12 protein-coding genes are annotated in these 15,843 nt (G+C 68.7%); 5 read left to right on the forward strand and 7 right to left on the reverse strand.

Annotated elements, in window-relative coordinates:
- The first annotated feature begins 11 nt into the window (after positions 1-11).
- The 3 genes from moaC (at position 12) to lexA (ending at position 2,633) form a co-directional block, all read left to right on the forward strand.
- A complete protein-coding gene (moaC, locus tag MNI96_RS01870) occupies positions 12-509 on the forward strand; it encodes a cyclic pyranopterin monophosphate synthase MoaC (RefSeq protein ID WP_249690387.1) in 498 nt (165 codons plus the stop codon).
- Positions 510-526: 17 nt separating this feature from the next.
- Positions 527-1,741 (forward strand): molybdopterin molybdotransferase MoeA, encoded by a 1,215-nt coding sequence (locus tag MNI96_RS01875; protein ID WP_249689851.1) that lies wholly within the window; start codon positions 527-529, stop codon positions 1,739-1,741.
- Positions 1,742-1,916: 175 nt separating this feature from the next.
- Positions 1,917-2,633 (forward strand): transcriptional repressor LexA, encoded by a 717-nt coding sequence (gene lexA, locus MNI96_RS01880; RefSeq protein WP_249689854.1) that lies wholly within the window; start codon positions 1,917-1,919, stop codon positions 2,631-2,633.
- 36 nt (positions 2,634-2,669) lie between these two features.
- Here the strand turns inward: lexA and MNI96_RS01885 are convergent, their stop codons facing one another.
- Positions 2,670-5,117 (reverse strand): ComEC/Rec2 family competence protein, encoded by a 2,448-nt coding sequence (locus MNI96_RS01885; RefSeq protein WP_249689856.1) that lies wholly within the window; start codon positions 5,115-5,117, stop codon positions 2,670-2,672.
- 210 nt (positions 5,118-5,327) lie between these two features.
- Between MNI96_RS01885 and gltX the strand changes: the two genes are divergently transcribed.
- Both gltX and gltA read left to right on the forward strand, forming a co-directional pair.
- Complete coding sequence (gene gltX / locus MNI96_RS01890) at positions 5,328-6,758, forward strand: glutamate--tRNA ligase (RefSeq protein ID WP_249689857.1); 1,431 nt, start codon at positions 5,328-5,330, stop codon at positions 6,756-6,758.
- Between the two features lie 250 nt (positions 6,759-7,008).
- Positions 7,009-8,301 (forward strand): citrate synthase, encoded by a 1,293-nt coding sequence (gltA, locus tag MNI96_RS01895; RefSeq protein WP_249689859.1) that lies wholly within the window; start codon positions 7,009-7,011, stop codon positions 8,299-8,301.
- 576 nt (positions 8,302-8,877) lie between these two features.
- Here the strand turns inward: gltA and lpxB are convergent.
- The 6 genes from lpxB to bamA all read right to left on the reverse strand — a co-directional run bounded on the left by lpxB (position 8,878) and on the right by bamA (position 15,837).
- Complete coding sequence (gene lpxB, locus MNI96_RS01900) at positions 8,878-10,098, reverse strand: lipid-A-disaccharide synthase (protein WP_249689861.1); 1,221 nt, start codon at positions 10,096-10,098, stop codon at positions 8,878-8,880.
- On the reverse strand, positions 10,095-10,991 hold the full coding sequence (locus MNI96_RS01905) for an LpxI family protein (protein WP_249689863.1): 897 nt from the start codon (positions 10,989-10,991) through the stop codon (positions 10,095-10,097). Before MNI96_RS01905 ends, lpxB begins: the two co-directional genes overlap by 4 nt.
- Before the next feature lie 32 nt (positions 10,992-11,023).
- The gene (gene lpxA / locus MNI96_RS01910; RefSeq protein ID WP_249689865.1) at positions 11,024-11,830 is read right to left on the reverse strand and encodes an acyl-ACP--UDP-N-acetylglucosamine O-acyltransferase; all 807 of its coding nucleotides are present in this window, start codon (positions 11,828-11,830) and stop codon (positions 11,024-11,026) included.
- Positions 11,831-11,840: 10 nt separating this feature from the next.
- Entirely contained in the window at positions 11,841-12,305 is a 465-nt protein-coding gene (gene fabZ / locus MNI96_RS01915) for a 3-hydroxyacyl-ACP dehydratase FabZ (protein ID WP_249689867.1), read from the reverse strand.
- A gap of 42 nt (positions 12,306-12,347) precedes the next feature.
- Positions 12,348-13,406 carry a UDP-3-O-(3-hydroxymyristoyl)glucosamine N-acyltransferase gene (lpxD, locus tag MNI96_RS01920; protein ID WP_249689869.1) on the reverse strand — a complete coding sequence of 353 codons (1,059 nt, stop codon included), beginning with the start codon at positions 13,404-13,406 and terminating at the stop codon, positions 12,348-12,350.
- Between the two features lie 70 nt (positions 13,407-13,476).
- Positions 13,477-15,837 carry an outer membrane protein assembly factor BamA gene (gene bamA, locus MNI96_RS01925; RefSeq protein ID WP_249689871.1) on the reverse strand — a complete coding sequence of 787 codons (2,361 nt, stop codon included), beginning with the start codon at positions 15,835-15,837 and terminating at the stop codon, positions 13,477-13,479.
- Between the last annotated feature and the right edge of the window lie 6 nt (positions 15,838-15,843).

Genomic DNA, 15,843 nt, shown 5'->3' on the forward strand with positions numbered 1-15,843 from the left:
CTTCTGGCGACGTGTCTGCGCGCCTGACCCATCTGGACGAGAGCGGCGCGGCCAACATGGTCGACGTCTCGACCAAGGAGGTCACCTCCCGCGAGGCGCGGGCCGAAGGCCATGTGCGCATGAAGCCGGAAACGCTGGCGCTGATCCTGTCCGGTTCGGCCAAGAAGGGCGATGTCATCGCCACCGCCCGCATTGCCGGGATCATGGCCGCCAAGCGCACCCACGAGCTGGTGCCGCTCTGCCATCCGCTGCTGCTGTCCAAGGTCGCCGTCGACATCGTGCCGGACGAGGCGCTTCCCGGCCTGCGCGTCACCGCGATGGCCCGCGTTTCGGGCCAGACCGGCGTCGAGATGGAGGCGCTAACCGCCTGTTCGGTCACGTGTCTCACGATCTACGACATGGCCAAGGCCGTCGACCGCGGCATGACCATCGGCGGCATCCGCGTTCTCGCCAAGTCCGGCGGCAAGTCCGGCGACTGGACCGCGGCAAGCGAAACGCAACCTGGCTGACATGAGGCACGGCTGACATGGCGCTGATCTCGGTCGACGAAGCCCTGTCGCGACTTCTCGCAGGCGTCGTGCCGCTCGGGTCCGAGACCGCCTCCCTCGCCATGGCCAACGGCCGCATCCTTGCCGCCGACCTTGCCGCGACCCGCACCCAGCCGCCCTTCGCTGCCTCCGCCATGGACGGCTATGCGGTGCGCGCGGCCGACATCGCCGCGGTTCCCGCAACGCTGAAGCTGATCGGCGAAGCTCCTGCGGGCCGCGCCTTCACCGGTGCCATCAAGGCGGGCGAGACCGTGCGGATCTTCACCGGTGCGCCGCTTCCCGAAGGCAGCGACACGATCCTGATCCAGGAGAACACGACTCGCGACGGCGAGCGCGTCACCGCGCTGGAAAGCGCGCCGTCGGGCAAGTTCGTGCGCCCCGCCGGGCTCGATTTCAAGGCCGGCGAGACGCTGCTCGCCGCCGGAACGCGGCTCGACTATCGCCGCCTGGCCCTCGCCGCCGCCATGAACCACCCCGTGCTGGAGCTGCGCCGCCGGCCGAAGGTGGCGATCCTGGCGACGGGCGACGAACTGGTCGAGCCGGGCGAGCAGCCGGGGCCGGACCAGATCATCGCCTCCAACCATGCGGGCATCGCCGCCCTGGTCGAGGATTGCGGCGGCGAGCCATTGCAGCTCGGCATCGCCTCCGACCGGCGCGAGCATATCGCCGAGAAGATCGCCGAGGCGCGCGCGGCCCGAGCCGACATTCTCGTGACGCTCGGCGGGGCCTCCGTCGGCGATCACGACCTGGTGCAGGAAGTGCTTGCCGCCTCCGGCATGGAACTCGGCTTCTGGCGCATCGCCATGCGGCCGGGCAAGCCGCTGATGGCCGGGCGGCTCGAGAACATGCGCGTGCTCGGCCTGCCGGGCAACCCGGTCTCCAGCCTCGTCTGCGGCGTTCTCTTCCTGCGCCCGCTGATCGACGCCCTGCTCGGCCGCCCGCCGCGCCGGCGCGACGCCGAACTGCTGCCGCTGGCCGCCGATATCGGCGGCAACGACCAGCGCGAGGACTATCTGAGGGCCCGCATCCTGCGCCAGGACGACGGCACGGAGCGCGTCGCCCCGTTCGAGCGGCAGGACTCCTCCATGCTGGCAACGCTCACCCGCGCCGATGCGCTGGTGGTGCGCCCGCCGCACGCCGCCCCCCTGCCCGCCGGCACGCCGGTGCCGGTGCTGCGCCTGCCCCAGGGCTGAGCAGCCCCCGGTCTCGCCGCTTCCCGTTTCGTTCCTCCATGGGCATTGTGGAACAAGGCAGGAACGGTTAGACTATGTTCATGATTTGTACATAGCCTGAGTCGCAGGCGGCGATCGGCAGCAGCCGGCCGGCATCGGCCCGGCATTGCGAGCCAGAGCGGGGGGACCCAAGCGCATGTTGACGCGCAAGCAGCACGAATTGCTCCTGTTCATCCACGAGAGGCTGAAGGAAACCGGCGTTCCTCCCTCGTTCGACGAGATGAAGGACGCGCTCGACCTGCGGTCCAAATCGGGCATCCACCGGCTGATCACCGCGCTGGAGGAGCGCGGCTTCATTCGTCGCCTGCCCAATCGTGCCCGCGCGTTGGAGATCGTCAAGCTGCCGGAATCCGTCGCGCCGGGCCTTGCCTCGCAGCGCGGCCAGGGCTTCTCGCCCTCCGTCATCGAAGGTTCCCGGGGCAAGACGCCGCCGGTGGAACGGGTCCCCGCCCCGCCGCCCGCGGCCAACGACAGCGTCGAGATCCCCGTCATGGGCCGCATCGCCGCCGGCGTGCCGATCGAGGCGATCCAGTCCCACAGCCACACCATCGCCATGCCGGCCGACCTGCTCGGAAACGGCGATCATTACGCGCTGGAAGTGCGCGGCGATTCCATGATCGAGGCAGGCATTCTCGACGGCGACACCGTGGTGATCCGACGCTCCGACAGCGCCGACAGCGGCGACATCGTCGTCGCCCTGATCGACGACGAGGAAGCGACGCTGAAGCGCCTGCGCAAGAAGGGCGCCTCCGTTGCACTGGAGGCCGCCAATCCGGCCTACGAGACCCGCATCTTCGGCCCTGGCCGCGTGCGCATCCAGGGCAAGCTCGTGTCGCTGTTCCGCCGCTACTGAGGGCGCGCGCCGGATGTGTGACCCGGCGCTGAACGGTTATTTCGGCGTCCAGGGACGGCGAGCCCCGTAGCTCGGGCGCACCGCGACGGCGAGAGCGTTGCCTGTGCTCGACGACACCGGTGGCACTGGGGCCGATGACGCCGGCCCCGATAGCTTCGGCGCGAGGCCGGATGCGCTGAAATAGAGCGCGACGGCACCGTCGCGGGCGAGCCTTGCGCCGTCGAACACCTGCCGTGCCCGGCAATCGGGCGGGGCGATCAATGCCGAGACGATGATGTCGACCTTGCGGCAATCCTCCTCGAAGGCAGCGCTGTCGCGCACCAGCGAGACCAGCAGCGCCGGTGGGTCCTGCTCTGCCGCAACGGAACGAGGCCTCGTGTCCGGCGGTCCGTTTGCCGGGGTCGTCTCACCGGGGACAGGTCCGGGCGGGCCGTGCGCGCGCACCAGGCAAGCCAGCTTGTCGCAGCGCATATCGCCGGCACCGATCCGCCGGTCGCGATGGTGCCGCACGCCGATGCCGTCCGCCCGCAGCCACACCTCCGGCAGAAAGCCGCTCGGGCGCGAGGAAACGCGCAACGCGCCCTCGGCGTCGCGAACGGCGATGGTGGTGCCGGTTGCCGAGATCAGCATGTCCGGCTGCCGGTGCTGGGCATAGAGCAGCACGGAGGCGGCGAGCGGCACCAGGGCCGCCGGGCGATATCCCCGCGGCGCGAGGCAGGCAACGAGTCCGGCCGCGACCATCGCCAGCGTGCCGGCAAGCGAGGGCGCGCCGATCACCCCGTCGTCCGGCGTCAGGCCGCTGACCCAGGTCGCCATCGCCACGACGAGATCGATGCCAGCGCCCATCGCGGCCAGCGGCAGGGCCTCCAGCCCGAAGGGCAGCAGGGCCAGAGCGAGCACGGCGAAGGGCATGACGACAAGCGTCACCACCGGCATCGCCAGCAGGTTGCCGAGCGTGCCGAGCGGCGAGATGCGGTGGAAGTGATAGGCGCCGATCGCCCCCGTCGCGAGGCCCGCGATCAGCGAGGTCAGCAGCAATCCCCAGAACCAGCCGGCAGCGCCCGAGGTCGCGGCCTGCAGCAATCTCCCAGCGAGCGGAGCCGTCGGCGCCTGCCGCTCGCGCGCGGCGCGCCGGCGGGTGATCTCCTCATAGGCCGCGATCAGCGCGATCACCGCGGCGAAGGACATCTGGAACCCGGGATCGAGCAGCGCTTCCGGCAGGACGGCGAGAATGAGGAAGACGGCAATCGCGACATTGCGCAGCGTCAGGGCGCGCCGCGCGAAGATGCGCCCGCAAAACACCAGCACGATCATCACGAAGGCCCGCTGCGTCGCAATGGAGCCGCCGGAAATGCCCAGATAGAAAACGGCGGCGGACATGGCCGCGACGGCTGCCCACGCATCGATCCGCCGCTCCTGCACGAGATACGGGGAGAGCGCCAGCAGCGCCCGCACGACGAAGAAGACGGAGCCGGCGAACAGAGCCATGTGCAGGCCGGAAATCGCCAGGATATGGGCAAGGCCGGCGGTCCTCAGCGCCTCGGTCACCGGCTCGGGGATCAGCGAGCGGTCGCCGGTGATCAGCGCGATGGCGAGCGCGGCCGCCGTCGTCTCGCCGAGCGCGGCGATGATCCGCGCGGCAATCGCCTGGCGCAGGTGGACGACCCCGGCCTTCAGCCGCAGGGAGAGCGGCGCCCGCCCCAGATCGATGAGGCTCGGCGTGCCGAAAGCGAAGCCGGTCGCGCCGATCCCGTCGAAGAAGGCGCGAAAGGCAAAATCGTAGCCGCCGGGCATCACGGCAGCCGAGGGCGGCATCAGCCTGGCGCGCAGCCGCAAGGCTTCACCGACGGCGATCCTGTCGCCTTCGGGATCGCCGCGCAGCGACACCCGAACGCGGTACGGCGTCGCCTCTGCCGCAAGCCGCTCTATCCCCGCAACGCGCAGCAGCAGCCGCGTGCCGCGGTCGGTGCGCTCGGCCTCTTCCACGAAGCCGGTCAGCGTCACGCTGCGCGCCCGGTCGATCACCGGCGCGGACACGAGCGCGGTGCGCAGGGCGCCGGCAAAAAGCCCGGAGAGCACCAGCGCCAGAACCAGCAGCACGAGACCGTGCGCACCGCGCCGCGCGCTCGCGAACCAGCCGGCCCAGGCCAGCGCGGCGGCGAGCGCGACAACGGGGACAAGCGGCTCGGCCGGCAGGCGGAAATAGGCGGCGATGCCGAAGGTGAAGGCGAGCGCGGCGAAGGCAAGCCCGCGCCCCTGCGCCAGGCTCTCGGCGACTGCGGCCGCAAATCTTGCCCCCGGCCCCTCCGTCTCGTGCCATCTTGTGCGGGCTCGCCGACGACGGGCAAGCAGGTCCGCAAGCGGCAACGGAGGCAGCGCAAGCCAGCGGCGCTCGGCCCGACGGCCTTGCACCGTGTCAGGTAGCGTGTCAGGCACCGTGCCTGGTAGCGCCTGCCTGTCGTCGTCCTCGCCCGTCCGGGACACCCCAGCCGCCCCTCCCCTGGCTGCTGCGTGCCACCGAACGCTCAAGCATTGGTGGCGCGCCGCCGCTGTGCTACACGGTCGCCGACCGTGCCAGGACCGGAGCGTTGCATTGCAACCGGGTTCGCGCAAGACGCGAAACGGCACCGGACAGTCCCGAAGGCTCGCCGGACGCACCGTACCGGCACCGCCACCGATCACGAGGCCTTTTGAATGAGCTCTCCCGTCGTCACGCGCTTTGCGCCCTCCCCGACCGGTTACCTGCATATCGGCGGCGCCCGCACGGCGCTGTTCAACTGGCTCTATGCCCGCCGCTTCGGCGGCAAGATGCTGCTGCGGATCGAGGATACCGACCGTGAGCGCAGCACCGATGCGGCGATCTCCGCGATCCTCGACGGGCTGACCTGGCTCGGCCTCGACTGGGAGGGCGAGGCGATCTCGCAGTTCGCCCGCGCCGCCCGCCACCGCGAGGCGGCCGAGAGCCTGATCGAGAAGGGCATGGCCTATCGCTGCTACGCGACGCCGGAGGAGCTGACCGCGATGCGCGAGGAGCAGCGCGCCAAGGGCCTGCCGCCGCGCTATGACGGGCGCTGGCGCGACCGCGATCCCTCCGAGGCCCCGGCCGGCGTCAAGCCGGCGATCCGGCTCAAGGCACCGGTCGACGGCGAGACGGTGATCGAGGACAAGGTGCAGGGCCGCGTCGTCTTCCCGAACAAGGACCTCGACGACCTGGTGCTGCTGCGCTCCGACGGCACGCCGACCTACATGCTCGCCGTCGTCGTCGACGACCACGACATGGGCGTCACCCACATCATCCGCGGCGACGACCACCTGACCAATGCCGCCCGCCAGACGCTGATCTACCGGGCGCTCGGCTGGGACGTGCCGGTGATGGCGCATATCCCGCTGATCCACGGGCCGGACGGCGCCAAGCTGTCGAAGCGCCACGGCGCGCTCGGCGTCGAGGCCTATCGCGCCATGGGCTACCTGCCGGCCGCCATGCGCAACTATCTGGCGCGCCTCGGCTGGAGCCACGGCGACGACGAGATCTTCTCGACGCAGGAGATGACCGGCTGGTTCGACCTCGACGCCATCGGCAAGTCGCCCTCACGCTTCGACTTCAAGAAGCTGGAGAATCTCAACGGCCACTACATGCGCGCCGCCGGCACGGACGAACTGCTGGCCGACTTCACCAGCTTCCTGCCGCATGCGGAGAACGCCGAGGGCCTGCGCACCTGGCTGCAGGACCCGGCGCATGTCGAGATGTTCCGCGCCGCCCTGCCGGGGCTGAAGGAGCGTGCCAAGACCCTGGTCGAGCTCGCCGACAGCGCCGAGTATCTGTGGGTGCAGCGCCCGCTCGCCATGGACGAGAAGGCGGAAAAGCTGCTGGAGGCGGACGATGCGCGCAAGGTGCTCGCCGACCTGCACGCGCGCCTGTCCGCGCTCGAGACCTGGAGCGCGGAGACGACCGAAGAGGCCGTGCGCACCTATGCCGAAGAGACCGATCTCAAGCTCGGCAAGGCGGCGCAGCCGCTGCGCGCGGCGCTGACCGGCCGCGGCACCTCGCCCGGCATCTTCGATGTGCTGGCCGTGCTCGGCCGCGAGGAATCGCTCGCCCGCATCGCCGACCAGGCCGCCGGCTGACCCGATACGGCGCGGCACCTGCGCCGGCAACGACCAGGCGGCGGCCCGATCCCGGCCGCCGCCCGCGGTTCACATGAATCCCCCGTCACCCTGTGACGAAAGCGTTAGGGAGGCGCGCTTGCGGGGAGCGGACAAATGGGATACGCAACATTCGACCTTTCCTCCCGCCGTGTGTCCGGCACGCCCCAGCCTCTCCTGGAGGCCGGTCCGGACGATCCTGCGGCGCGCTTCATATAAGGGGGTAGCCTGAATGAGCGACAACACTGCCAAGCTGACGATGGGTGACAAGTCCTGGGACTTGAAGGTGCGTCCGGGCTCCATCGGACCCGACGTCGTCGATATCGCCTCGCTTTACGCGCAGACCGGCTGTTTCACCTACGACCCGGGCTTCACCTCGACGGCCTCGTGCGAATCCGCCATCACCTATATCGACGGCGACGAGGGCACGCTGCTGTATCGCGGCTATCCGATCGAGCAGTTGGCCGAGCACGGTGATTTCCTGGAGAGCTGCTACCTGCTGCTCTACGGCGAGCTGCCGACCAAGGCCCAGAAGGACGACTTCGTGCATCGCGTGACCTATCACACGATGATCCACGAGCAGATGAGCCGCTTCTTCACCGGCTTCCGCCGCGATGCCCACCCCATGGCGATCATGGTCGGCACCGTCGGCGCGCTCTCGGCCTTCTACCACGACTCGACCGACATCTCGGACCCGCACCAGCGCATGGTGGCGAGCCTGCGCATGATCGCGAAGATGCCGACGATTGCGGCGATGGCTTACAAGTATCATGTCGGCCAGCCCTTCGTGTATCCGCGCAACGACCTCGACTACGCCTCGAACTTCCTGCACATGTGCTTCGCGGTGCCTTGCGAGGAATACAAGGTCAACCCCGTTCTCGCCCGCGCCATGGACCGGATCTTCATCCTCCATGCCGACCACGAGCAGAATGCCTCGACCTCGACCGTGCGTCTCGCCGGTTCCTCGGGCGCCAACCCCTTCGCCTGCATCGCGGCCGGCATCGCCTGCCTGTGGGGCCCGGCGCATGGCGGCGCCAACGAGGCGGCGCTCAACATGCTGTCGGAGATCGGCTCGGTCGACCGCATCCCGGAATACATCGCCCGCGCCAAGGACAAGAACGATCCGTTCCGCCTGATGGGCTTCGGCCACCGGGTCTACAAGAACTACGACCCGCGCGCCCGCATCATGCAGAAGACCACGCATGAAGTGCTGGCCGAGCTCGGGATCCGGGACGATCCGCTTCTCGACGTCGCCATGGAGCTGGAGAAGATCGCTCTCAACGACGAATATTTCATCGAGAAGAAGCTCTATCCGAACATCGACTTCTACTCCGGCATCACGCTGCGTGCGCTCGGCTTCCCGACCACCATGTTCACCGTGCTGTTCGCCCTGGCGCGGACCGTCGGCTGGATCGCCCAGTGGAAGGAGATGGTCGAGGATCCGTCCCAGAAGATCGGCCGCCCGCGCCAGCTCTACACGGGCGCGGCACAGCGCGACTACCTGCCGGTCTCCCAGCGTCGCTGAGCGGATCGACACAGCCAAGCTTGAAAGGCCGCCTCCGGGCGGCCTTTTTGCTTTGGGGACGACGTGCGCGGGGGCGGCCGAAGCGGAGCAGCACGGCGGTCGTGGCATGGTTCCGGAGCGCGCCTCATAGGCCCTCGGCTCTCCAATCCCGGCGCGGCGTTGACCCGCCGTCCGGGAGCACGCAAGGAGAGGTTCGGGTGTTCTCGCCGCCGCTCTGGGAACGAATGGGCCCGGGTCGCGCTTCGCTTGGCCGGGGTGACGGCCGAGAGGATGTGAGGTCGTTCCACTTTCTCAGGCTGTCATCCCGGCCGCAGGCGAAGCCGGAGAGCCGGGAACCATTGGCACCCTCGGCAGGTGTTTGGCGGAATGCCTCTCACCGCGTCAACGCCGGTGCGGCAAGCGGGGATAGAAAACGCCGCTCCCGTCGCGACAGCGGGGACAAGTGGCCGGAGACGGGCCCACGCGATTTGCGCAACTGTCTCAATATTTCTCCAACTCATTGAAATGTATGAAATATTTTTGAGACGGATTTTGCAAAATTTCAGCGCAAATTTGCGAATCCCGTCTCAATTCGCCTCAAACGCCGCTTTCCGCGCCCGACCCTGCCGACGCACGGCGAACCTCTTCCAGAACGATGCGCGCGGCGGCGCCTGCCTGGCTCTCGTCCCCCTCCAACCGCATCACCGTGTCGAGCCGGGCGAAGGCGTCGACCTGCCGGCGGCGGGCCGGGCCGTCGACCAGCAGCGGGGCGACCGCATCGGCGAGCGCGCGCGGGCTGGCATCGTCGTCCAGGAACTCCGGCACGACATTCTCGCCGAGGATGATGTTGGGCAGCACCATGGAGCTGACGCGGGCGACCGGCACGATGCGGTGAATGTCCTTGAGCCGGCGGAAGAACCAGTCGAGCTTGTAGGCGACGACCATCGGCACGCCGGAGATCGCCAGCTCCAGCGAGACGGTGCCGGAGGCGGCGAGCGCGGCATGGGCCCGGCGGAAGGTGGCGAGCTTTGCCGCCTCGCCCGTCACCAGCTGCGGAGGGTGCGGCCAATCGGCAAGCTGCTCCTCGATCATCGGCCTTAAGCGCGGCACCGCCGGCAGCACCACCTCGAGGCCCGGATGCGCCTGCCGCAGGATGTCGACCGCGCCGCGGAAGTCCTGCAGCAGGCGGGTCACCTCGCTGCGCCGGCTGCCCGGCAGCATCAGCAGCACCGGCGCGCCCTCCTCCAGCGCGCGCCGTTCGCCGGCGGCGGGACGGAAGTCACCGATCCGCTCGATCAGGGAATGGCCGACATAGCTGGTCGGCGGGCCGCCGAGCTTTTCGTGCACGCCGGGCTCGAAGGGCAGGATCGCGAGCAACCGGTCGACATAGGCCGCCATGCGACGCGCCCGCCCCGGCCGCCACGCCCAGACCGACGGCGAGACATAATCGACGATGGGAATCGAGGGCGCGCGCTTGCGCACCCGCTTGGCAACGTTGTGGGTGAAATCGGGACTGTCGACGATGACCAGAACGTCGGGCGCCCTGGCGACCACATCGTCGACGGTCCGGTAGACCCGGCGGACGATGGAGGGAAGCCGCGCCAGCACGGCGCTAAGCCCCATGACGGCAATGTCCTCGATGGGAAAGAGGCTGGTCAAGCCCTGCGCTTCCATGCGCTCGCCGCCGACGCCGAAAAACTCGACCGGCCGGCCGGCCTGCGCGGCAATGGCCGCCATCATCGGCGCGGCCAGTTGGTCGCCGGACTCCTCGCCGGCGACCACATAAACCCGCAGCGGGCGAACGGCGACTTCGGTCATCGCCCGCCCTCCGCCTGCGCCGGGGCCGGCGCGGAAATACCGTAGAGAAACACCCCCGACCGCGCGGCGAGCGCCACGGTCTCGGCCCGCTCGGCGATCAGCACCCGGCCGGCCTCGATGGCGATGCCGGAGAGCCCGGCATCCCGCACCCGCTGCACGGTGCCCGGCCCGATGGTCGGCAGGTCGACGCGCAGGTCCTGGCCCGGCTTGGCGCATTTCACCAGCACCCCGCCCTTGCCGCGCACCCGGCCGCGCTCGCGCAGCTCGCGGCAGCGCTCCAGCATGGAATCGGTGCCCTCCGCCCCCTCCACCGCAATGATGCGGCCGTGGAAGCAAACGGCGGCCTGGCCGATGTCGAGACGGCCGAGCTCGGCGACGGTGGCCGCGCCCAGCTCCATGTCGGCGAGCAGCTCGCCCTTCGGCGGCGTGCCGGCCATGCAGCCGGGCTGCGCCAGCAGCTGCGGGGCGACCTCGTGAGCCCCGACGACGCGGAAGCCCTCGCCCTCGAAAAAGCGGATGACCTTCTTGAGAAGGGAATCGTCGCCGCCGGCGAGCGAGGCGATGATCTTCGGCAGCCGGCGCATGGTGCCGAGATCGCTGACGATCTCGCGCAGCTCCGGCCGGCGGGTGATGCTGCCGATCATCACCAGATCGCGCACCTTTTCCCGCTCCAGATGGCTGGCGAGCTTGCCGATCTGGCCCCAGCCGAGATGGACGGGAGAGAAGGCCTCGACCGACGGGTCGGCCTCGCCCTTGATGGCGATGGCGACGACCCGGCGGCCGCGGTCGCTGGCCGCGCGCAGCACCTCTGCCGGCAGCTTGCCGCCGCCGCAGATGACGGCGACGGCGCCCTCGCCGTCGATGCTGGCAACTGTGTCGGATGCGTCGTGCATGGCCCCGTCCTCTGCCGGTGCCGACGGGCGGATCACCCGTCCTGGGCCGGCGTGCAGAAGCGGCGGTCGGTCTCGACCAGGATGAAATCCGTCACACGGCGCACGAGGGCCGCGCCCTCATAGGCGGCCGCGACCTTCTCCGCGCGCTGGCGCAGCGTGCCCTCGGAGCTCTCGAACAGGTCCTTATAGGCGTTGCGCAGGGCGTGGATGTCCTCGCGCGAGAACCCGTGCCGCTTGAGCCCGACGAGGTTCAGCCCCATCAGGCGGGCGCGGTTGCCCATCACCATGCCGAAGGGAATGAGGTCGTTCTCGAGGCCGGCAAGACCGCCGACAAACGCGTGGTCGCCGATCCGGGTGAACTGGATCGCCGCCGCGCCGCCGCCGAAAATAACGTTGTTGCCGACCGTGACATGGCCGGCGATCATCACGTTGTTCGACAGGATGACGCCGTCGCCGAGACGGGAATCGTGGCCGACATGCGAGTTGGCGAGGAAGGCGCAGCGATTGCCGATCACCGTCTCCAGGCCGCCGCCCTCCGTCCCCGGATTGAGCGTGACGCCCTCGCGGATGATACAATCGGTGCCGATGGTGAGCGTTGCGTCCTCGCCGCGATACTTGAGATCCTGCGCCTGATGTCCGACGGAGGCGAAAGGAAAGATCTGCGTCCGCGCCCCGACGCTCGTCCGCCCGGCCACGACCACATGCGACTTCAGCACGACGCCGTCGCCCAGCACGGCCCGCGGCCCGACATGGCAGAACGGTCCGATGGACACGCCCTCGCCCAGCCTGGCGCCGTCCTCGACGACCGCGGAAGGGTGGATTGCGGAGTGAGCTGCCATCACGCGCGCCTCAGTGATCGACCAGCATGGCGCTGATTTCGGCCTCGGCGACCTTGACGCCGTCGACCGTCGCAATGCCCTCGAACTTCCAGATGTTCGTGCGGTTGCGGATCTTGGTCATCTGATAGCGCAGCTGATCGCCCGGCAGCACCGGCTTGCGGAACTTCACCTTGTCGATGGTCATGAAGTAGACGAGCTTCGGCGTGTTCGAAGGCCCGCGCGAATAAACGCAGAGCGCGCCCGCCGTCTGGGCCATGCCTTCGATGATGAGCACGCCCGGCATGACCGGCTGGTTGGGGAAATGCCCCATGAAATGCGGTTCGTTGGCGGTGACGTTCTTGATGCCGACGGCGGAATTGTCCCCGTCCATGTCGACGATCCGGTCGACCATCAGGAAGGGGTAGCGGTGGGGCAACAGCTCCAGGATCCGCATGATGTCGGCGCTACCCAGTTCTTTCTTTTCGCCTTCGCTCATTCTTCTGTCCCCAGGCAACCAAAACCAGTCCGGTTCGAAATCTCAGTCCTTGTCCCGCGCGGAACCGGCTCCGCGCTCGGCAAGCTTCGCCAGCGTCATGATCTCGCGGAACCACACCTTCACCGGCTTGGCCGGAACGCCGCCATAGCGCGCGCCGGGCGGCACGTCCGCCTCGACCACGCTGACGGCGGCGATCTGCGCGCCCATGCCGATGGTGACATGGCCGCGCACGCCGGTCTGCCCGCCGAGCGCGACATAGTCCTCCAGCGTCGCGCTGCCGGAAATGCCGACCTGCGAGACGATCACGCAATGCCGTCCGATCACCACGTTGTGGCCGATCTGGACCTGGTTGTCGATCTTGGTGCCCTCGCCGATGATCGTGTCGCGGTTGGCGCCGCGGTCGACCGTGGTGTTGGCACCGATCTCCACATCGTTCTGGATGATCACGCGGCCGATCTGCGGCACCTTGAGGTGCCCGCCCGGCCCCATGGCGAAGCCGAAGCCGTCCTGCCCCGTGCACACGCCCGGATGCAGGATCACCCGGTCGCCGACCAGCGTGTGCTGCAGCACCGCATTGGCGCCGACCGTGCAGTCGCGCCCGATGCGCACGCCCGCGCCGATCACCGCATTGGCCTGGATGCGCGTGCCGCTGCCGATCTCCGCTTCCGGCCCGACGACCGCACCGGCCTCGACGACGACACCGGCCTCGAGCCGGGCCGAGGCGTCGACGCGCGCATGCGGCGAGATGCCGGACGCCGTGCCGTCGAGCGCGACGGGGCGCATGGAGGCGGGATAGAGGCGGGCGAGCAGCTGGGCCCAGGCCTTGTAGGGCTGGTCGGCAACCAGGGGAACGACGCCCTCGGGCACCTTGTCCGCATGCTTGCGGGCAACGATGCAGGCGGTCGCCGAGGTGGAGGCCAGCACCGGCAGGTATTTGGGATTGTCGAAGAAGACGATATCGCCGGCCGAGGCATCCTCGAGCGGCGCGACGCCGGACACCTGCACCTCCCCACCGCCGCGCGGCAGGTCTCCCGTCACCCACTCGGCCACGGTCGCAAGGGCCACGGGCTCGAACGGGTCAAAGAAACAGGGGTCGCTCATCGTCTTCCCATAATGAATCCGGCCGCCGAATGTCGGCGGCCGGTCTTGAAATCGTGAACTGTCCGCCGGATCAGAAGCGCGTGCCGCCACCGATACGGAAGAACTGGGTCCGGTCGCCGGTTTCCTTGACGATCGGCCAGGCGAAGTCGGCGCGGATCGGACCGAAGGGCGACGCCCACTTGACGCCGAAGCCGGCCGACATGCGCGGCGCGAAGCCGTTCGACTGGACGGTCGCAGGCGTTGCCGGGCCGCAACCGGCGACGACGCAGTCGGTGATCGCGCTGTCCGCATCCCACAGGGCACCGAAGTCGGTGAAGACCGCGCCGGACAGGCCGAGCTCGCGCGGCAGGCCGAAGATCGGGAACTCGGCTTCCGCATTGGCATGGACGTACCAGCGGCCGCCCAGAGAATCGCCGGTGCGGGAGTCGCGCGGGCCGATGCCCTGCATCTCGAAGCCGCGCAGCCAGGTGTCGCTGTGCTGGAACTGCTCCGAGGAGCGAAGATCCTGGCCGAGACCGTTGAGGTAGCCGCCGCCCGTGCGCAGGATGCCGATGACGCCCCACTCCGGCAGCAGTTCCTTGTAGGCGCGGGCATCGATGGTGGTCGACAGGTAGCGGCTGTCGCCGCCGACGCCGGCGAATTCCTGACTGAACGCCACATAGAAGCCGTCGCGCGGGTCGCGCTTGCTGTCGCGGGTATCGTAGACCAGCGAGTAGCCGATGGACGAGGTCAGATTGCGGCCCAGCGAGGATTGCAGACCGCCCGACAGATCCTGCGGCCGGTTCCAGGTCAGGTCCTGGTCGAAGATCCGGTAGATCAGGTTCAGGCGCAGCTCGTCGTCGCGCAGCGGCAGACCGAAGGCGATGGAACCGCCGGTCGTCTTGCTGTCGTAGCTGCGGTAGTCGTTCGCCTCGAAATTGCGGCGATAGACGTCGAGCGACAGCGAGACGCGGCGACCGAGGAAATACGGCTCGGTGAACGCGAACTCGTAGACCTGGTTGGAGGCGCCGGCGCCGACCTTGGCGCGGACGAACTGGCCGCGGCCGAGGAAGTTGCGCTCCTGCAGCGTGATATCGCCGATGACGCCGTCGGAGGTCGAGTAACCGACGCCGAAGCCGATCTCGCCGGTCGCCTGCTCCTCGACGTCCACATTGACCACGATGCGGTCCGGCGAGCTGCCGCGCGAGGTGGTGATGCGGACGTCCTTGAAGAACTGCAGGTCCTTCAGCCGTCGCTCGGCCTTGTCGAGCAGCACGCGGTTGAAGGCATCGCCCTCGGCGATGTCGAACTCGCGGCGGATGACGTATTCGCGGGTACGGTCGTTGCCGCGGATGTTGATCCGCTCGACATAGACGCGCGGACCTTCCTCGACGAAATAGGTCAGAGAGATCGTGCGGTTCTCGTAGTCGCGGGTGGCGCGCGGACGGATCTGCGCGAAGGCATAGCCCTGGCGCGAGACGTCGAGCGTCATGTCCTCGAGGGTCTTCTCGACCTCGAGCGAGGAATAGGTGTCGCCGGCGCTGGTGCGGATCTTGCGGCGCAGCTCCTCCGGATCGACATCGGTCAGCGTGGTCTGCAGGTCGATGTCGCCATAGGTGTACTGCTCGCCCTCCTCCACCGTGAAGGTGACGTAGAAGACGTTCTCCTCGCGGTCGAGGTCGGCAACCGCCGAGACGATGCGGAAGTCCGCATAACCGTGACGGTAGTAGAACTGGCGCAGCAGCTCCTGATCCGCGTCGAGACGGTCGGGATCGAAGGAATCGGTGGTGCGCAGGAAGCTCAGCAGGCCGCTCTCGCGGGTGCGGATCACATCGGCCAGACGGCCGTCGCTGAACTTGGTATTGCCGATGAAGGTGATGCGCTCGATGCCGGTGCGGTCGCCCTCGTTGATCTCGAAGACGAGGTCGACGCGGTTGTTCGAACGGCTGATGATCTTGGGCTCGACGGTCGCGCGATAGCGACCGGAGCGCCGATAGGCCTCGAGCACGTTCTGGACGTCGGACTGCACCTTGGCGCGGGTCAGCATCGACCGCTCCTCGGTCCGCACCACGCCGGTCAGCGTCTTGTCGTCGAGACGGCGATTGCCCTCGAACGAGATGCGGTTGACCATCGGGTTCTCGGTCACGGTCACCACCAGGGACCCGCCCTGCTGGTTGATCGCCACGTCCTCGAACAGGCCGGTCGCGTAAAGGGTCTTCAGCGACTCGTCGATCTCCGCCGGCCCGAAGGCCCGGCCGGGCCGGATCGTCAGGTAGCTCTCGACGGTCGAGGCCTCGATACGGGTGTTGCCGCGGACGACGATCCGGCTGACCACCGCCGCAGACGCCTCGTCGGCACCCAAGCCGGCAAAGCTCCACGGCATGATCGGCGCGACACCGCTCATCACGGCCGCAACCAGGATCGTTCTCGTCAGGTTCTGCACACGCTGCATAAGGAC

Source organism: Stappia sp. WLB 29, from assembly GCF_023507705.1.
Classification (GTDB): domain Bacteria; phylum Pseudomonadota; class Alphaproteobacteria; order Rhizobiales; family Stappiaceae; genus Stappia.